This is a genomic window from Paenibacillus sp. 2003, from assembly GCF_031455635.1.
Classification (GTDB): Bacteria; Bacillota; Bacilli; order Paenibacillales; family Paenibacillaceae; genus Paenibacillus; species Paenibacillus amylolyticus_B.
Genome location: NZ_JAVDTB010000001.1, coordinates 1226417 through 1246148, shown reverse-complemented (window position 1 = coordinate 1246148; position 19732 = coordinate 1226417). Strand labels below are relative to the sequence as shown.

General features: G+C 46.9%; 15 protein-coding genes and 1 riboswitch. Of the genes, 4 read left to right on the top strand and 11 right to left on the bottom strand.

What is annotated here, in order from left to right; translation table 11 throughout:
• Positions 1-129 precede the first annotated feature (129 nt).
• The 8 genes from J2X75_RS05740 to J2X75_RS05705 all read right to left on the bottom strand — a co-directional run bounded on the left by J2X75_RS05740 (position 130) and on the right by J2X75_RS05705 (position 11862).
• Positions 130-1152, bottom strand: a complete 1023-nt coding sequence (locus J2X75_RS05740) for an SDR family oxidoreductase (RefSeq protein WP_310334892.1) — start codon at positions 1150-1152, stop codon at positions 130-132.
• A 96-nt stretch (positions 1153-1248) separates the two neighbouring features.
• Positions 1249-1674: a cupredoxin domain-containing protein gene (locus J2X75_RS05735; RefSeq protein ID WP_307537055.1), complete on the bottom strand. Its 426-nt coding sequence runs from the start codon at positions 1672-1674 to the stop codon at positions 1249-1251.
• A 205-nt stretch (positions 1675-1879) separates the two neighbouring features.
• Positions 1880-2833 (bottom strand): EamA family transporter, encoded by a 954-nt coding sequence (locus tag J2X75_RS05730; protein WP_310334888.1) that lies wholly within the window; start codon positions 2831-2833, stop codon positions 1880-1882.
• Between the two features lie 106 nt (positions 2834-2939).
• Positions 2940-3050, bottom strand: a riboswitch (purine riboswitch).
• A 77-nt stretch (positions 3051-3127) separates the two neighbouring features.
• Positions 3128-5347: a DEAD/DEAH box helicase gene (locus J2X75_RS05725; RefSeq protein WP_310334886.1), complete on the bottom strand. Its 2220-nt coding sequence runs from the start codon at positions 5345-5347 to the stop codon at positions 3128-3130.
• Entirely contained in the window at positions 5344-6687 is a 1344-nt protein-coding gene (locus tag J2X75_RS05720) for an ATP-binding protein (RefSeq protein WP_310334884.1), read from the bottom strand. The genes J2X75_RS05725 and J2X75_RS05720 overlap by 4 nt, the downstream gene beginning before the upstream one ends.
• 6 nt (positions 6688-6693) lie before the next feature.
• Positions 6694-8271 carry a TerB N-terminal domain-containing protein gene (locus J2X75_RS05715; protein WP_310334882.1) on the bottom strand — a complete coding sequence of 526 codons (1578 nt, stop codon included), beginning with the start codon at positions 8269-8271 and terminating at the stop codon, positions 6694-6696.
• Positions 8272-8480: 209 nt separating this feature from the next.
• A complete protein-coding gene (locus J2X75_RS05710) occupies positions 8481-11021 on the bottom strand; it encodes a diguanylate cyclase domain-containing protein (RefSeq protein WP_310334878.1) in 2541 nt (846 codons plus the stop codon).
• A 250-nt stretch (positions 11022-11271) separates the two neighbouring features.
• Positions 11272-11862: a biliverdin-producing heme oxygenase gene (locus J2X75_RS05705; protein ID WP_310334875.1), complete on the bottom strand. Its 591-nt coding sequence runs from the start codon at positions 11860-11862 to the stop codon at positions 11272-11274.
• A gap of 347 nt (positions 11863-12209) precedes the next feature.
• On the opposite strand from J2X75_RS05705, the gene J2X75_RS05700 reads away from it, so the two are divergent.
• The 4 genes from J2X75_RS05700 (at position 12210) to J2X75_RS05685 (ending at position 15008) form a co-directional block, all read left to right on the top strand.
• Positions 12210-13007 (top strand): Nif3-like dinuclear metal center hexameric protein, encoded by a 798-nt coding sequence (locus tag J2X75_RS05700; RefSeq protein ID WP_310334873.1) that lies wholly within the window; start codon positions 12210-12212, stop codon positions 13005-13007.
• A 328-nt stretch (positions 13008-13335) separates the two neighbouring features.
• On the top strand, positions 13336-13761 hold the full coding sequence (locus J2X75_RS05695; protein WP_310334871.1) for a DMT family transporter: 426 nt from the start codon (positions 13336-13338) through the stop codon (positions 13759-13761).
• 45 nt (positions 13762-13806) lie between these two features.
• The gene (locus J2X75_RS05690; protein ID WP_310334869.1) at positions 13807-14505 is read left to right on the top strand and encodes a Crp/Fnr family transcriptional regulator; all 699 of its coding nucleotides are present in this window, start codon (positions 13807-13809) and stop codon (positions 14503-14505) included.
• A gap of 14 nt (positions 14506-14519) precedes the next feature.
• A complete protein-coding gene (locus J2X75_RS05685) occupies positions 14520-15008 on the top strand; it encodes a DMT family transporter (protein WP_310334867.1) in 489 nt (162 codons plus the stop codon).
• A gap of 86 nt (positions 15009-15094) precedes the next feature.
• Here J2X75_RS05685 and J2X75_RS05680 read toward each other — a convergent pair whose 3' ends face one another.
• The 3 genes from J2X75_RS05680 to J2X75_RS05670 all read right to left on the bottom strand — a co-directional run bounded on the left by J2X75_RS05680 (position 15095) and on the right by J2X75_RS05670 (position 19700).
• Positions 15095-15811 carry a YebC/PmpR family DNA-binding transcriptional regulator gene (locus J2X75_RS05680; protein WP_310336662.1) on the bottom strand — a complete coding sequence of 239 codons (717 nt, stop codon included), beginning with the start codon at positions 15809-15811 and terminating at the stop codon, positions 15095-15097.
• A 278-nt stretch (positions 15812-16089) separates the two neighbouring features.
• Positions 16090-17811: an assimilatory sulfite reductase (NADPH) hemoprotein subunit gene (gene cysI, locus J2X75_RS05675; RefSeq protein ID WP_310334865.1), complete on the bottom strand. Its 1722-nt coding sequence runs from the start codon at positions 17809-17811 to the stop codon at positions 16090-16092.
• A gap of 53 nt (positions 17812-17864) precedes the next feature.
• Positions 17865-19700 carry an assimilatory sulfite reductase (NADPH) flavoprotein subunit gene (locus tag J2X75_RS05670; protein WP_310334863.1) on the bottom strand — a complete coding sequence of 612 codons (1836 nt, stop codon included), beginning with the start codon at positions 19698-19700 and terminating at the stop codon, positions 17865-17867.
• Positions 19701-19732 lie beyond the last annotated feature (32 nt).

Below are 19732 nucleotides of genomic sequence, written 5' to 3'. Positions count from 1 at the left end.
AAAAGGAAGGCACCCCAACAAAGGAACGATGTCCTAAGTTGGGGTGCCTCCCCTAACAAGTGTCATTTTTTCTTGATTATAACGATTAAGCGCATGAATGTAAACATTTGATCATGATCGCCTTACTTCTCATTTCTCATCTCTGATCTTTAATAACGCTTCGTCCAATGCGCCAACGACCTTGTCACACCAACCATCAAATTCCGGATCCTCGGTCTGTAATTCAGGATGCTCCAGAATGTGCTCAATCGTACGTCGAATGCCCTGATCAGCTCTTGTCGTTGCTACAAATTCCGGAACAAGCCGCTTCAGCTTACTGTTGTCAAATACAACGGTATTGGCTTTGTCACCCAGCAATCCGCCGCGAAGATCCTGGTCACTGCATGCAGCTAAGAACTCAGAGGGTACATGTACCGCATGAAGCTTAACTCCCAACACGCCAGCTATAATCTCATGAATCTGATTCCAGGTGACGGATTCATCTGAGGTGATATGTACCGATTCACCAATGGCATGGATATTTCCCATAAGCCCGATAAACCCTTTGGCAAAATCAGTATTGTGCGTAATGGTCCACAGTGAGGTACCATCTCCATGGATGATAACGGGTTTGCCTTCACGTATGCGCTTGAGAACCTGCCAGCTGCCTTGAGCACCATGAACACCGAGAGGTACCGATTTGTCGCCATACGTATGGCTCGGACGCACGATGGTCACTGGAAATCCATGCTCGCGGTATTGTTTCATCAGATAGTCTTCACATGCAATCTTGTTGCGAGAATACTCCCAGTATGGATTCGATAATGGCGTGCCTTCCGTGATCCGGTAATCAGCCAAAGGTGTCTGATACGCAGATGCTGAGCTTATAAAAATAAACTGCTTTGTTTTATTCTTAAATAAACGGTAATCTCTCTCCAATTGAGATGGTACAAAGGCGATAAAGTCTGCAACAACATCAAATTCCAGATCAGCGATCAGTTCCGCTACACATGTCTCGTCATTAATGTCCGCTTGAAGTACGTTGATTTCCTTAGGTAAGTCATGGTTATGATTGCCTCGATTAATCAAATACAGTTCACAGCCTTGCTGTGCAAGCATCTCCGTAATGGCCGTACTGATGGTGCCTGTCCCTCCAATAAATAGCGCTTTCATTTCGCCACCTCCTGATCGATTTTACCCACTTTCCCATGATATCACGCACCAAAAAAAGGAGCAAAGCTCGGTAACCCGAAACCATGCTCCTTCTGCTTATACGACCTTAATCGTTGCATATATCATGTACATGCCGCAATGAATCTCATATTCTCCCTTGGGCAGATCTTTGTCGACCGTATAATAATTGGGTCCCTTTTGCATGTATAGATCCATGCCAAGCTTTTGTGATCCCACTGATTTCACATGTGTCACCGACCGGGTCAGAATAAAGTTGATTTTGGTCGGTACGCCAGCCTTCACCTCGATAACGTCCGGTCCAAAACCATCGTTGCTCACATCCACATCAATGACTTCATATCCCTCCAGATCCTCCGGTGTCTCAGCTTGTGCAGTTACAGCACTTGCCGATCCCGGGGATACGTCTTTGCCCATAAAATAAACCAAAAATGATCCAAGCAGTACAACAACGGTCAGACCCAGCGTTAACCAAGGCCATGTTTTTCCAAACCAGCTTTTCATGTAAACACTCCTCATTTGATGTCCCATCAATATTCAATCAACAGACGGGTGTATTCTTTAAGCATACCTGATTCGCATGATAATGAAAATGACCCCTCTGGGCTATTGTGATTGAGCCATATTGCTTCAATAAAAAAAGCCTGATTTCTCAGGCTTATCTACGGGTATTCCCGTTCATGCTTCGCAATATCCCTTTTTGTATAACTCAGGAATATATCGGTGTATTCCGACTTCGTTTCATGCGTAATTTATACAACTCTGGCAGGGCAACCCCAATAAGCACAATGATAACCCCGAACCATTGCAATCCGCTGACATGCTCATGGAGCACGATAGAGGATAACAGTACTGCAATTGGAAGCTCCACTGCACCCAGAATTCCGGCCATATCGCCTCCAATATGCGGCACGCCGATAGCAAACAGTACGGGTGGAATGAATGCCCCGAAGAATCCAAGTAACAATCCAAATACAAGCAACTGGCTCCAGATCAATCCATTAAAGAGGAATGTCGGCGGGAACAAAATGCACAGCAGGATCAATCCGCCTGTAACCATCCACGCACTGCGGAACGCCGGATGCGCTGAAGGTACGGCTTTGCCGCTAAACAATACAAACAGGGAATAACTTACGGCTGCCATTAGTCCAAGAGCAATACCCAGACCGTTGAACTCACCCAGTCCCTGTTCCAGGAAACCCGCTGCCAGCAAGGTTCCACCAAACAGAATGATCAACGTCAGGAACGTGACTTTGTCTGGACGTTGACGTTTGCTTATCGCCTGAATCAATACGCTAATCCATGTGAACTGGAACAACAGGATAATGGCAAGTGAAGCCGGGATATAACGCAAAGACTGATAATACACGAGTCCTGTAATTACCGTTGGTGTTCCGGCAGCCATCAATAACAGACGTTGTTTCCACGTCAACCGCTTGAATACCTGTGCCACGGCTCCTGATGTTTTGCCATTTGCCTGTGACTTGCGTTTTGCTCTAAATCTTGTGTATAGCGCCAGCATCCAGGAAAGAAGAAAACCCGTAATCAGCTGTGTTCCCACAACCTCTCCAAGTTTATATCCTTCGCCATACGCCAGAACCACAATCGTGGATAATATGCCATAGCTCATCGCTCCCGCGAGAACGGACAGATAATATTTCATTGTGAATAAACCTCCTGATGATAAGAAAAATACGCCCGCATGTTGGTTCATGCCAAGGTCACAGACACCATCTAAATGCAAAAAATCCTAACTACGAGCAAGGAATACATTGATTCCTTGGCATCGTAGTTAGGAAGTATAGGCTTCCCGTAGAGACCCTCGCCCTGTGTACACTTTCGGCCTGCGAGGTTATACGAAATGATATATGCAATTTGATGTATTTCGTGTGTGACGACTTTTCATATATTACATGGGAGGTGAGATGGTGTCAACCCTATTCCGTATAAAAAAACGTCAGGTTCGACTAGAGCCTGAAGAGTCCCACTCCAATGTTTGCTGTAAACCTTCCTTCAATCCATCCAGATCCAGCCCATCCACGGCAAAAGCCTCACGGATCAAAGGCGGCGCGACAAATTCATCATACTTGCCCAGATAAGGAGCTTCATCTTCAGCCAGTAACGCAGATGCGTCTTCAGCCGTCCGACACTCACTCATGATCTCGGCTAACAATGTTCGTTCATCGACCTTGCCGGACACCACAAAATAATATGGCTCCATGGGCACAACGGACCGCAAGGCAAGTTTCTTGGACAGATTATGCTTCATCAGGCGCTCCAATGTACGGAATGATTTACTTCCCACCCAAGGAAGAACATACATCGAATCTCCCCCTGCCGGAATGACAACCTGCTTCAACAGTCCGCTTTCACGAGCTAGGCGGCGCGCCCGTTCAAGTCGATTGACGGCTTGTGGTGACAGGTAAGGATAGATCACTGAGTCGGACAACACTTCACGCATTTTCTGTACCACCGACGTATGAATATCTCCTCCCGCTCCAAGCCATAACGTATCTACCTTACCTTTTGCAGACTTCACATACACAGCCTTGTGCTTGTGATCGACCTCTTCCACTTTCCACAGTTTGCCCGCGAGCGAGAAGCAATAGCCAGGTGGAGGCACGGTTGTAATGGAACCAATCTCTTCCGAGCCGTTTAGTACTTTATGTTCTTCATCGTCTTTAAACACGGCGTAGAAGCGATAATTATTCACAATTTTCTCACCTGTCAGACCGATGATCAATGTTCGATCCTCTGTCCATTGCAGATGATCCGTCTCAATGAGGTAATTCAGGAAAACCTGATATTGATCAGGTCTAATCAACGCAAATGGAGCAAGCGAAAGGATGGCTTCTGCAAGATCTCTCGGCTCAGCCTCCCCCATACTTTTCAACATGCTCATCGTCTGATGATAGAGCACACCTATGGGTATTTTGCGGGCTTCAAGCGGCTCGACCCACTTCGTTTTTACATACAGTTCGATAACAGCAATCGCACGCATCAACGTCCACGGCATACGTGCTGGCAATTGCGCTTCCTCGTCCTCTTCCTCCGGACATACAAAAAGCATCTCCGATGCCATGTCCTCTCGTCTCCCTGAACGTCCCAGACGCTGTACAAAGCTGGAAGCACTATAGGGTGCACCGAGCTGAACCACACGTTCCAGTTCGCCCAGATCGATACCCAGTTCAAGCGTGACCGTTGCCGCAGCAACCGCGGGGCCTGATCCAGTACGGAGGGCGGCTTCCGTTTCCTCCCTCAGCATGGCGGAGATACTTCCATGATGCACATGGAACACATCACGCTCTTGCCTGCGAGCAGCGACCCGCCGCATCTCAAGAATAGTGACCTCAGCGTCCGTACGGCTGTTGGTGAAGATCAACGCTTTTTTACGATGTGTGCTCTCATAGATGAAGTCGTAGTACGCTTTGCGTGCGTTATGAAGCTGCTCCGCCTGCTCTTCATCCTGCGCATCTGGAAAAGAGAAATGTTCCACCCGCAGTCGCAGCTTGCGACCACCTGGAGAAGAGACCACATCCACTCCCTGCTGCGTTCCGGCAGCAAGCCAAGATGTAGCCGCATCATAGTCACTAAGCGTAGCGGACAAGCCCACTCTTCGCGGTGCACAACCAGCCATACGCTCGATTCTGGCAAGCTCGCTGAGTACTTGAATGCCCCGATCCGCTCCCATGAAAGCATGCACCTCATCGATGATGACATAGCGCAGATCATGAAACAGCGCCGGGATCGCATTCGGTCGATTCATGAGCAGACCTTCCAGCGATTCTGGCGTAATCTGAAGCACACCGGACGGATTTTTCATCAGTTTTGTTTTCTCCGCCTGAGGCACATCCCCATGCCAGTGCCAAACCGGAATATTTCCTTCGGTTAACAGATCCTTAAGACGTTCGAATTGGTCGTTAATCAGGGCTTTCAGAGGTCCAATGTACAAAATGCCCACTGATTTGGAAGGCCGTTCATACAGCTCGGTCAATGCAGGAAAAAAAGCCGCCTCCGTTTTGCCAGAGGCAGTGCCCGCCGCAATCAGCATATGATGCGGGGTATGAAAACAGATATTGCAGGCCTCAATCTGGGCAGGACGAAGCGATTCCCATCTTTTTTTATATATAAATTCCTGCACGAATGGCGCCAGCCGATAGAATGGATTATCACTCATAATTCAAACTCCGCCAGAAAGTCGTCCAGATCATCCGTATTTGGTGAAGCATCTGCCCCTTTACCCGTTTCCTGAGGTTTGGCAGCCCGCTCACCAAGTAATTGATTATAAGTCACTTCAGGATTCTGGTGTAGCGTATGCAGTACATCCATAAAGTCCCGTACCACTTCACGCGTGGTCAGCAATTCATCCGCACCCAGTCGGTTCACCGCCGTTTGCATAAAATCAACCAATTGTTCATCCGTAAGACTTGCACTGTATCCAAAATGCAGGGCATGAATCTGTCGCAGCTTCTGGAGCAGAATCAGAATCTCTTCATGCGATAACATCGCCAGCTTTAGGATCGGACCTGTGTAATTCGCATACGCTTTAACTGCATAACGACCATCAATAAGCCTGGAGCGAAGCGCTTCATAGCTGTATAGTCCGCGCCGTTCATCCTCCACAAATTGCGGCGTACCACCTACAAATATGCCCAGGTGCTCTGCCTTGCCCTGCATCGTATCATTGAACATGGTCAGCAATTTCTCATAGTTGCTTTGACGGGAGACACTGTTTGTAATTTTGTACAGATTCACCGCTTCATCAATGAACAACAGCAATCCTTTGTAACCAATGCGCGCTGTGAATTCAGACCATAATTTGAAGTAGTCATACCAGTTGTCATCGTCAATGATAACGCCAACAGCCAGTTCCTTTTTCGCTTCCGTTTTGGTTGCAAATTCTCCTCGAAGCCAGCGAAGGGCCGCCTGTTTGCGATCATCATCAGCCAGCTTGTACCCGTTCCAGTATGACGCCAGTACTTTGGCAAAATCAAAGCCGTGAACCAGATTCTGCATTTCCCCCGTCACCGCATAAATCTGTTTCTCTACCTCAAGCGGCAGAGCGGGATCATCCGGGCGCAGGTTCTGACTCTGCATCGTGGATTGTTGCAGCCCTGCGATCCATTTTTGCAAAATCGGCTCCAACGCTCCCCCATCCGGGCGTGTGCGTGTAGACAGACGAGTCATCAGTTCGCGATATGTGGCAAGTCCCTGGCCTTTGGTTCCCACCAATCGACGCTCAGGTGACAGATCCGCATCTGCCACAACAAAATCCCGATCCATCGCATAGTTACGAATCATCTGCAAAAGAAAGCTTTTACCGCTGCCGTAACGACCCGTAATGAGTTTAAACGCTGCTCCACCCTCCGCAATATTGTCCATATCCCGCAAAATGGCTTCCACTTCCGGTTTCCGGCCAACGGCAATCTGCTCCAGTCCAATTCTCGGGACAACACCAGCTGTAAATGAATTTACAAGTGCGGTGGTCAGCCGCTTTGGTATTTTAAGTTCTGTCACTGAATATCACCTCTTCACATGTTCGAACACATCTATATAATCAGGAACAATCCGATCAGCATCAATCAGAAGATCACCGATCGTTTCCATAGCCACATCATTAATTTCATCCAGCAGAAGCGTAGGCATCGTTCCATATTGCTCAGCCAGACGCATCAGCTCCGTATCTGGACTTGCGCCAAGTAGAACATGAATCGTTTGCACCTGCTGAGGGGAGAGTTCCTTGGCAAAGAGCAGCCATTCTTCATCCAGATCAGCCTCAGCAGACTCGTCCCACTGCAACCTAATAGATTCTACTTGCGCTCCTGTTGCAATCTCTACTGCGGATGGCTCCGATTCCATGGAACCTTCAGTTGGAGCGATCTCATTCCTTGCTTCCAGTATATCGAATGAATTACTTGCTACATTTGCGTTGTTAACCTCTTCATCCTTCACTTCAGAAGGGTGATCATCCTCAATTGTAAGCGCCAATCGCACGTACTCACTTTCTTGCTGTAACGATGCCAATTTTTCCGTATCAATACGAATCACCGGTTGTTCCACCGTCTCGGCCTGCTCAGTCGCATATGCTTTGTCCAGGTAACGTTCAATGAGATTTGCAAGTTCAGGCTCTAATGCCTGTCCACGCAATCGGCCTCTGAATCCGAGCAGTTCTCGAAGTTTATTTTCAGTACATCGATAGATCCGCGTAACCATCTGTACAAACTCAGCTTGTTCACCTATGGGCATATACCTGAAAGATACCGATCTTCCATAGATCGAATCATCATAGACCGCTTTGCGAAACAGTACGCGCTCCATCGTACGTTCATCGTTGGGATCACACTCAGGCAGCAGTCCAACTTGTCGCGTACGTTCCAAGTACGAATCAACCAAGGCCATGACCCGCGGGATGTACTGCTCCATCACTTCTTTGCCGCCATCTCTGTAGAACTTACTAAGTGTAATATCGTAATCATAATATCTTTGCAGCATATTCAGCGAGATATCCGATACCTTATCCTGTAAAATACGTTGCAACTCCCTATCTAGCATCTCTGCTGGCAGGTATCCGCCCGAAAGGCCCATGACCTCGGATAAGGACATCTCCATCTGGTGGACCAGCACATAATCGACCATCCATTCTTGCATATATATATTTAATTGCGGCAGCCGTTCACGGTAGTTCACCCATAGCTGCTTCAATTGATCATAACCATCCTGAGGATTCTGCCAGCCAATGCCGTTAATTAACTCGTAGATATGAACAAATAGATAGGACAGATCGGTATCCGGGTATCTCCCCTGACGTACTTCCTTTCTCCAAAACATATACCACTTGCGCTGGGCTTCGTTCATCACGCCATACGTTGGCCAGTAACTCATAAAGGGAACCCACGGGGATACATCCCCCTCCATCTCTACCCACTGCTTTGCTTCCTCCACAAAACGTTTCTCTGAGGACAATATGCCTCCACGATGCTGCATCGTATCATGTGCAGACTGCACAATGGTTGAACGATCAGGAACTGGAACTGCTGCTGTTTCAGGTTCTTCACTCAGATCTATCTCCATAAATTCCAATTGTCTTGAGTTGTCTTTCATAGAACGTTATCTCACCCTCCTCCAAGACAGAATACGAACAAGTGTATCCATAGGGATCATTATATCACTTGTCCTGTGTCTGCGGTGACGAAATTTAGACATTCTTGGACACAAAAAAGAAGGCATTTCTGCCCTCTTTTTATCATGTCTGTTTAACTTTTTTCAAATAATGATTGTATCGTTTCAAATCGAACGTTGCACAGGCGTAATCACACGACAATTGCGCGATTTTTCCCTTCACTTTTCGCTTGGGCCAACGCTCGACTCGCTTTTTCGATTAGGTCGGATGCATCGAAAAGCTCTTCTGGCACCAGTACTGCACCGCCAACACTAACAGTGACAACTCCGCTCGGACCCGTTAATTCCCGCTGAATCTGGAGAGCGAGCACGTGCCGTCTAATTTCTTCCGCAAGTTTAGCTGCATATTCAGACGTTGTGCTCTTTAATTTCAACATGAATGTACCTCCGCCAAGACGAGAGATCTGCGCTTCATGCTGTTCGCTAACCACGGTAAGCACCTCACCGATCCATTGCAGACAAAGGTCGCCTCCTTGAAGGCCGTATGCTGCATTATACGAACGGAAATCGTCAATATCTATAATGAGCAGTCCCAGACTGCATTTTTCCTGTAAACAGTCATCCCAGTCAGCTTGAAGCTGTGACTTGAACACCGTCTGAATTGGCATATCCGTTAACGGATCTGTCGTCAGATAGTTCTGAAGCTGGCTCGTCGTTTCAGTGTAATTGTCCTGTTCATGGTGGGAAGCGCCGCTGTGCAATAGGACCATCACAGAAGGTTTACCCGCGTGCGTAACAGAAGCAAGTGTAATTTCAAGCAACAATGAGGTACCTGCTGCTGTGGTGAAATACGACTGGCTGGTAATCAAACTTGTGTTATTGTGCTTTAATTCCTCAAAATTCTGTTGCAACGTCACTCTCGTTTGCTCAGGTAACAACGCCCTGAAGTCCTTGCCCATCAGGTCTTTGGAACTCTCGAACCCGAGCAACTCGGCAGCCTTCGTATTACAGTAGATAGTCTGGCCGTCAGTCAAAGTAAAAAATGCCACGGGCGAGTAATCCATTAACTGCAAATAACGCTGTTCATTTTGTCGCAAAATACGAGCATTCTGCAGCGCCTGTTCTTCGGCCTGAACCAACTGGTTCTCTGTCTGCCGACGTACAATGGTTTTGAGTAAAGGTAACACGCTAAGCTCTTTGGATGTCCAAGGATACGAAGTTGATTTTACAAACTCACGCCATTTCTCGAATGATTTACGAGGCGACAGACGCATGCCGTCATCCGTCTTGAGCACCGCTTTGGCTGGGTCACCCGCCCAATCGACAACCTGGACAACCTCAGGTCGGAACCAGAGCATGTAGTTATGCTGTCCAGGCGAAATGGCAACATAAATAACCCCGGAAGCCTTATCCTGATAAGCTTTGGATGTTTCATACTCTGCACTCAGCTTCGACGTATGATAACTATAATCCTCGGACTTTCCTGCAAGCCAACCTGCCAGTTCACGAATCTGTCCACTGTTTGGCGTTTCACCATACAACAACAACTTGTCCTGGTAACAGATTGCTGCTCCGGTAGCACCCATCAGATTTAACACCGTCTCTTCTTCTCCCTGTAATTCCTCAAGCACTCGGGCAGGACTTGTGTTACCGATAAAAATGTTGGCAATTCGTGAAGCGGCTTCACGTGATTGAATCTCTGATTGATAATCATCGAGTTGCTGACGCTGAAACAATTCATTCGAGAAAAACGCGCCCAGGAAATTGCACAGATTCCGTACGCGATGGGGTACATATCTGGCCTTATAATGATGGCATGTAATGAGTCCCCACAGTTGATTGTTATGAATGAGCGAGATCGTTACAGTCGCACCTACACCCATATTATGCAAATATTCGATATGAAGTGGAGATACGCTGCGCAAGACCGAAAGACTCAAATTTAGCGGTTTGCCTGTGAGCGGTTGAAGCATAGGCACAATCCCCACAGGTGCATAATTTACATTCACAATCGTTCGCAGCCAATTGCGAAGATACAACTCCCGAGCCTGTTTTGGTATATCCGATGCCGGATAGTGATGTCCCAGGAATGGTTCGAGTTCTTGTTCACGCGCTTCAGCAATAACTTTACCATTCCATTGCTCGTCAAACTCATAGATCATCACCCGGTCGTAACCGAGCATTTCCTTCACCTGTTCAGCCGCAATCTGACTTGCTTCCACGCGACTATCTGTACTTTTGATTCGACCGAAGAATCGGGATATCCACTCAAAGTCGGTAGTCTCCATGTCCTCTTTTTCATAAAAAGGCTCGATCTCCAGAATAAGCAGACCTTCACTTTCATGAAGAACAGAGGAGAAGACCCGGTTCTCACCGGATACCTTAATGGTCAGATCCATGTAATGCAAATCAGAGGTTACATCTGCATTGAAGCTGCTAGCCAACAGTTTGCGTACATCTTCCTCGCCGATCAGATTTTCCAAAGGCATGCCCAGAACGTCTTCATAGGCAATACCCAGATGGTCCTCCGTATTTTGGCTACACTGAACAATGGTTGGCGTAAGACTGGTATTGATGGCCAAAAGAACACCATGAGGTTGAATAAAGCCGGGGATATGAATGGGTTCTTTGTCACAGTTATTCAGATCTATCGGATCATTTGTGTATGTTCCCTGATGAAGCAATGTGCGGTTTAACAAATTTTGTTCTTTCTTGGACTTCGGTTCGGCCATGGCCAGGAAAATCCCCTCTCATGATGTTATATAAGTTGAATTAATAATTATTTACACGATACTACGATGACAGAATAACCTTCCAATCGCTGTTATCCCCAGATTTTATCGATTCCCTTTCTAGAGGGAAAAATCCGGTTATAAATGCGAACGCTTCGCTTTTCCAGCTTTTTTCTGTCCTCTCCGTTAGGTGTAAATGATTAGTTCAACTTATATAGATACCTTTTAAAATAATGAAAAAAAGTTCGCCCTACGTATTAATCCATTGATCCAGTAGTCGGAATGTCTCTGATGCACTGTGTACCATGTTGTCATGATCTTCTGGCGTGCTGATGAACTGCTGCAGCAAACCTGTAAACTCGCTCCATCTTGTTCTTGTATCTGAGCCGTAAGCATTGAAATATTCCAATCCACGATCAGCTTCAATGGGCAGGAACTGCGACAAACGTTTGGTCATAATCTGTCCACCGTTCGTGGACCCCTCAATTACATACAGATATCCAAACAAACGCGCAGGTGTTGAAATATCTGGCAATTCTTCACAGAGCGGAAGTTGAGTGATCTCTTCTTCACTGGCACCCAGATTTCGTAAATCCTTTTCCAAGAGTCCAGCCTTGCCTCTAATCTCAATATCCAGTCCCGTACTTTCCCAGAAAGGCTGCTGCACAGCCTGATCCTCCAGCGGTTTCAGGAATCCATAAAATTTCTCTAAATAAGTTCTATATTCTTCTATAGTCACAGTTTGATTCATAATGGCTTTTGCATAAGGGTTCTGTTCTACTTGTCTGTGATAATGAGCTGTCTCGCTCTTCAGACGTTCCATAATAGTTGTTGCTGTCATCGTAGTTATCCCCTTTCACAATCTGTTCTGTTGTTGCAAATGAACACTTATCCTCAACTGATTCCCAGTATATTGAAATGGAAACTGCTTTCCTTGCACTCAGCTCCATTTAATACAAGCAAAGACTCTATGTAAGTATACTTATTCTTGTTTGAGAAAACTATATGAATCCAACATCCGTGTACAGCCCAATACATTCCTCCGTTGTTATCTTAACTGACTGTAATCCGTATGTTGTAGTATTAACCGAAAACAATAAAAACGACCCTATAATCTGGAAGGCAGTAGATTTCAGATGTCAACATGGTACACTAACTTTATATCCTGTCACTGGAGGAATGCATTCTATGGATCTTACTGTTCAAGACGTTGTGCTTCACCTCACAGATAACATTGAATTGCCGGAAAACACGGTAGATCAGCTCATTACGGGCTCACTTGATTGTAAGGTCAAAGGTATTATCTTTGCTTTTATGCCCACACATTATGTTATTGAACAAGCCATACAGCACGGTGCGAACTTGATCATTGCGCATGAATCTCCGTTTTATAACCATCACAGTCATACGGATTGGCTTGCAAATGATTCGGTTTATATGGACAAAAGAAAGTTGATCGACGAAGCAGGCATTTCCATCTATCGATGTCATGATATCATCCACCGCTTCCAACCGGATGGCATTACCGAAGGACTGATTCAGGCCTTGGGGTGGTCCTCTTATGTGGAGCAACGACTACCGGAAGCAGACGTCCTTTCTTTTCCGGAAGGACAAACCGTTGAAGCTATTGCTCACCATGTGAAAAGTTCCCTGGGGATCGATTATGTACGCGTTGCAGGCAATGCGGAAATAGTCTGTAGACGCGCAGCGGTACTGGTAGGTTTTCGTGGTAATGGACATGTGACGATTCCCTTGATTCAGAATGAGCAATTGGACCTCATCATTGCTGGGGAAGGATTCGAGTGGGAAACACCGGAATATATCCGTGATGCCGTACAACAAGGCAAGTCCAAGGCACTGATCATGCTGGGACATGCTGAGAGCGAGGCTCCGGGAATGAAGCTATTGGCAGACAGGTTGGCAGAACGTTTTCCCGAATTGTCTGTTCGTTTTGTAGGCGAGAAGCCTGTGTACACTGTGATCTAATAGAATCATTGATTTGTACGGAGAGGATTTTCTAGCTGATTGTATTGCATCTAATCTCATTGCCTGTCCTACCCTGGAGCTTTGGATACTTTCTATGCTCCGGGGTACGCTCGGCAGACTCTCGTTTCATTTCCTGGATAGCTAGCTATGATGAAAAATGAGTACTGAGCATATATGCCACGCATCTCTTCATGCCCCATCTGGATTTCCCGGGTTCTTTATTGTACTCTAGATGCTATGACTTCAAAGCTCAGGACATTTGTCCTTGGCGTTTGGGGTGAGTTTATCATTAAATAGAAGTCGAAGTGATTGAATAAGGAGCGTACATATGAGAGGAATTATTTTTGCATTACTGGGCGGCGCGTGTATCACGCTCCAAGGGGTTGCCAATACTCGGATTAGCACCGACATGGGCACATGGCAGGCCGCTACGATTACACAACTGACAGGATTCATATTAGCAGCGCTGACCCTAATGTTTGTTAGAGACACCAACCTTCAAGGACTCAAACAAGTAAAACCTATGTACCTGGCTGGAGGTGCTTTTGGCGCCATCATTATTTTCAGTGAAGTGACGGCCATTCAGCAAATTGGGGTTACATTCACGATCTCGGCCCTGCTCATTGCTCAGCTGTTCCTGACTTTTCTGGTGGATAGCAACGGATGGTTCGGCGTGGTGAAACAAAAGATGAAACTGCCGCAATTTCTGGGCATTGCCTTAATGGTGACTGGTGTCATTATTATGAAACTATAGATTTTGGAGAAGAATTGAAACATATCGTCGGGGGTGAATAACAGCGTGCAAGAGATCCATAACGAGCAACAATTAATGCAGTATCTGAAGCAATATCAACTCGAAAAGATATTTCACGAGCCCCTGCGTACACATATGACGTTATGCCACATTGAGAAGTGTGAACTGATCTGTCGTGAAGGGGAAACTTCCGAATATTTGTACGTACTGGTTGAGGGTAAAATCAAGATTTTCACCACCTCCGCACAGGACAAAACACTGGTGCTTTGCTTCAAAACACCGCTTGAAGTTGTCGGTGACATAGAGTATGTCCGTGAAAGCGATATTGTTAATACGGTTCAGGCCGTGTCACCTGTGGTGATGCTTCGCATTCATTATCAATGGCTTGCTGAGCTTGCCAGCGATTATGCACCTTTACTTAAATTTTTGCTCAAAATTATCTCTCACAAATTCTACATTGACTCGAACTTTTCCAATTTCAACCTGATGTATCCCGTTGAGGTTCGTCTAGCCAGCTACCTGCTCTCCATCTCGACAGAAGAAGCGGGCAGTATCGTTCACGAAGAGCTGGACGCATTCAATCTGACCGACATCGCGAATCTGATCGGCACCAGTTATCGACACCTGAATCGGGTCATCCAGAAGCTCTGTGCAGACGGATTAATCGAACGACATCAGGGATTGATTATGATCAAGGATAGAGCCGGTCTAAGGGAAATAGCAGGTCACAACATTTATGAATAAGGAGTTCGACAACCATGTTAATTACAGGAATTTCGCTTGCACTACTGGCAGGTGCACTTGTCAGTCTGCAAACGATTTTTAATAGCAAAGTCAATGAACGCACCGGTTCATGGTCCACAACAACGTTGGTGCTTTTCACCGGATTCATTGCTTCGTTCCTCATCTCTCTGCTAGTGGAGGGCAAGAATACATTCAGCTTTCAGCATATGCAACTCTGGTACTGGCTCAGTGGAGCCATTGGTGTTGGTGTGGTCTTCTGTCTCGTACAAGGCATGAAGCTGCTTGGCCCCACATATGCCATCTCCATCGTGCTGACGTCCCAACTGAGCTTTGCGCTATTGTTTGATTCCATGGGGTGGCTCGGTCTGGAGCAAATTCCTTTTTCGTGGAATCAACTGCTCGGTGTACTTGTCATTGTGGGCGGAATTGTGTTATTCAAGTTCGGTGGGGGGAATTCGGAAAAAACAGAGCAGTCCCCTGGAACACTTCAGTCTGACTCATAAACGAACAAAAAAAGAGTGTCCGTCCAATCCCGTAGATTGGTCAGACACTCTTTTTATACAATCAAACCACGTATCGCCTCGTTCTCTTACACGAACTCCACGTTATGGTAGACCTGCTGAACATCTTCAAGGTCTTCAAGCGCATCAATCAGTTTCTCGAATTGAACTTGTGCATCCTCTGGAAGTTCAATATGGTTTTGCGCAAGCATGGTCAGCTCGGCTACTGTGAACTCAGTAATACCAGCAGCTTTGAATGCTTCTTGTACAGCGTGGAATTGATCCGGTTCCGCATATACAATTACAGCATCGTCTTCGTCCACGATATCACGTACATCCACATCTGCTTCGAGCAAAAGTTCCAGTACTTCCTCGGAGTTTTTGCCTTCTATACCGATAACCGCTGTTGGATCAAACATGTAAGCAACAGAACCGCTGACACCCATGTTACCCGCGTTTTTGTTAAACGCAGAGCGCACTTCCGGCGCTGTACGATTCACATTGTTGGTGAGTGCATCAACGATGACCATCGCACCATTCGGTCCGAAGCCTTCATAACGCAACTCTTCATAGTTCTCATCCCCGCTGCCTTTTGCTTTTTCCATCGCACGATCAATGATGGCTTTGGGTACATTATACGTTTTGGCACGTTCCAGCACGACTTTCAGTGCACGGTTCGCTTCCGGGTCCGGTTCGCCCTTCTTGGCAGCTACATAGATCTCAACGCCGAATTTAGCGTAGACCCGGCTCGTGTTTGCATCTTTTGAAGCTTTTTTTTCCTTGATATTATTCCACTTACGACCCATATCGTTTCCGCTCACTTTCAACATGTAATCTGCTTTCTACTATGCCATTATATCTTGTTGAGCGTACTTCAACAAGTTAATACCTACGAAAAACTGGGAGTAACTGCGGTGATTATCCATCTCTATTTGAAGATTAGCCTCAGTTTATCCTCTCATAATCTCTCAGCAACAACTAACATTACCTCTACTCACTCCATATATAACAAACAAGAAGCACCCCATAAGGAATGCTTCCGTCCCTAAATCAGTCCTAACTTCAGTTCATCTTACCCGGTCAATTAAGCGTGAAATTGTCGACCATCCAACACTTCAGGAACATAGCCTGCACGAATGACAAAGTCTCCGAAATGTTCACCTTCATAGCGCTCTTTGGCATATTGGTTCACCATTGGCGTCAACGTGTCCAGAATCTCGGTTTCGCCAATGTTTTCTTTATACAGCTTATTCAAGCGATGTCCGGTGAAGCTGCCACCAAGATACATATTGTATTTACCTGGTGCTTTACCGATAAATGAAATCTCCGCCAGCATCGGTCTTGCACATCCGTTCGGGCAGCCTGTCATGCGAATGACAATCTCTTCGTCTCTCAGCCCGGCTTCGTCCAGAACTGGCTCCAGTTTGTCGATCAGAGACGGCAAGTAACGTTCGGACTCAGCCATCGCAAGGCCGCAGGTTGGAAGCGCAACACAAGCCATCGAACTTCTGCGCAGCGCTGAGTAATGCGCACCATCGGTCAGATTGTACTGTTGAATCAGCGCTTCAATCTTTTTCTTCTTCTGGCTGCTGATATTACCGATGATCAGATTTTGGTTCGCAGTGAGACGGAAATCACCCGTATGCACTTTGGCAATTTCACGCAGACCCGTCATGAGCGGATAGCCCTCTACATCTTTTACACGACCATTCTGAATGAACAGCGTGTAGTGCCATTTGCCATTATTACCTTTTACCCAACCGTATCGATCTCCGTTAGTCTCAAAATGATACGGACGTGCCGCATCCAGTTTCCATCCCAGACGGCTGGTCAGCTCATCGACAAACCACTCCACACCACGATCATCCAGCGTATATTTGAAACGAGCATGTTTACGAACTGCACGATCTCCATAATCACGCTGAATCATAACTGTTTTCTCTGCAACATCAATCATTTGCTCCGGCGTACAGAAACCAATGACTTTGGACACCTGAGGATAGGTTTTGGCGTCACCATGAGACATCCCCATGCCACCGCCAACGGAAACGTTGAAGCCTTGCAGCTTGCCGTTCTCCACAATAGCAATAAAGCCAAGATCCTGTGAATAGACGTCCACATCATTGGATGGTGGTACAGCAATACCGATCTTGAACTTCCGTGGCAAATACACTTTGCCATAGATTGGTTCAACTTCTTCGTCGGAGTCCTGGGAATCAATCACTTTCTCTCCGTCCAGCCACAGCTCATGATAAGCCCGCGTGCGAGGGTCCAAATGATTACTCACCTGACATGCCCACTCATACACTTCAGCATGCACATCGGATTGATTTGGATTCGGGTTACACATCACGTTACGGTTTACGTCCCCACATGCAGCCAGTGTGCTTAGCAACGAATCGTTTACTTCGCGAATGGTGTTCTTAAGATCCCACTTCAGTACGCCATGCAGTTGGAAAGACTGACGTGTGGTCAGACGAATTGTCTCATTCGCATATTTATGTGCCACTCTGTCCATCATCAACCATTGCTCCGGGGTTACAATTCCACCGGAAGCACGCACACGCAACATGAATTGGTACGCAGGCTCCAGCTTGGATTTGTGACGCTCATTACGCAGGTCGCGATCGTCCTGCATATAACTGCCGTGGTGTTTCATCAGACGGTTGTCGTCCTCTGGAATTGCACCCGTGATGCGATCAGCCAACGTTTCGGTCAGACTTCCGCGCAAGTAATCACTTTTGATCTTTATATCTTCCACATCGCTATTCGTGCGCTGTGGGTTAAGTAAGTTATTATAAACCATGCTGCTTTCTCCTCTCGTCTCTGCGGGATGGTGCAGTCCGGCTGGGCCGGTAATTAATAGACGTCCCGCTGATAACGTTTCTCCTGCTGCAACCGTGTCAGATATTCCGATGCCTGCTCAGGCGATAAACCGCCTTCTTGTTCAAGAATCGTGGTGAGCGCAGCATGCACATCATGTGCCATTTTTTTCTCGTCACCACAGATATATATGCTTGCACCTTCCTGAAGCCACTGGTACAACTCTTTGCTGTGTTCCAGCATACGATGTTGTACATACACTTTCTGTTCCGTATCACGCGAGAAGGCTACATCCATTTTCGTGAGCACACCATCTTTGAGCCAACGTTGCCATTCCGTCTGGTACAAGAAGTCAGTGGCGAAATGCTGATCTCCGTAGAACAGCCATGTCTTGCCCTCTGCTCCTGTTTCTTCACGCTCACCAAGGAAAGATCTGAACGGCGCTACACCTGTACCTGGGCCAACCATGATGATCGGTGTATCCGGGTTCTCAGGCAGCTTGAAATTCGGGTTATGCTGTATATATACAGGCAGAGTGTCGCCAGCTTCGATTCGTTCAGCCAGATGTACCGAGCACACACCGTAACGTTCTCTGCCACGCGCTTCATAACGTACCGAGCGAACGGTAAGATGGACTTCATCCGGGAAAGACTTCGAACTACTCGCTATGGAGTACAGACGTGCCGGAATTTTGCGAAGAGCAGCGACGAATTCTGCAGCAGGAATTCCTTTCAGATTATAATCCTGAACCAGATCCAGCAGATCACAGCTATTCATGACTGTACGGAATTCGGAATCATCTGCGAGTAACGCCGTCAGGCCACTCCCAGGATTAAGTTTCGCAAGTTGTTCCACGACCGGTTTCGTCACCGCTGTAATTTCAAAATAACGCAGCAACGCTTCGTGCACAGATGCATGATCCCCGTTTTTATTCACGGTCACGCGTTCATCGGCATTCCATCCCATGGCTGCAATCAATTCATCGACAAGGCGTGGATGATTCTCAGGGAATACGCCAAGGCTGTCACCTGGCTCGTAGTCCAGGCTGGAGCCTTCCAAAGACAACTCAATGTGGCGTGTTTCACGGTCCGATCCTCTGCCGTTCAGATTGAGATTCTCCAACACTTCAGCCTTGAATGGATTCGTGCGATCATATTCGGATTCCCCGCCGCTCACCGCAGCTGTAACAGCCTCAGTGGTTACCGTACTCGCAGCAGCAGATGTACTGCTTAAGGATGCCAGTACTTCATTCATCCATTCCGCAGCTGCTTCATCAAAATCAACATCACAGTCCACACGCGGTACAAGGGCTGTACCACCCAACTCCTGCAATCGTTTATCGAAGTCCTTACCTGTCTGACAAAAGAACTCATAGGAGGTATCTCCCAGAGCCAACACCGAGTAACGAAGTCCTTCAAGCTTCGGAGCCCGTTTGCTGTTCAGGAATTCATGCAGCGGAATCGCATTATCTGGTGGTTCGCCTTCGCCATGCGTACTGACAATGATAAGGAGATTTTCAATTTTCTTGAGTCCGTTCGGTTTGAAATCTCCCATCGATGACAACGTTACCTGAAGACCTTGCTCTTCAAGTTTCTTGGCCAGCTTCTTCGATAGGCCACTGGAATTCCCGGTTTGTGAACCGAAGAGCACGGTAACTTCTCGGGATACTGGCGGAGCACTGACAGGTGCAATACCTGTAGTTGGTACAGCCTGTACCAGGTTAGCTGGAGCCGCTATTGTCGCGCTTGCCTGAATTGCTGCAATATATCCGCTCAACCAAGTACGTTGTCCATCGGTCAATGTAGGAATAAGACGATTAAGCAGTTCAACTTGTTCTTGATTAAAAGGGCTGTTTGTCACTTGAAGTTCCACTGTTTGCCACCTCGCGCATTGCTTCGATTTTA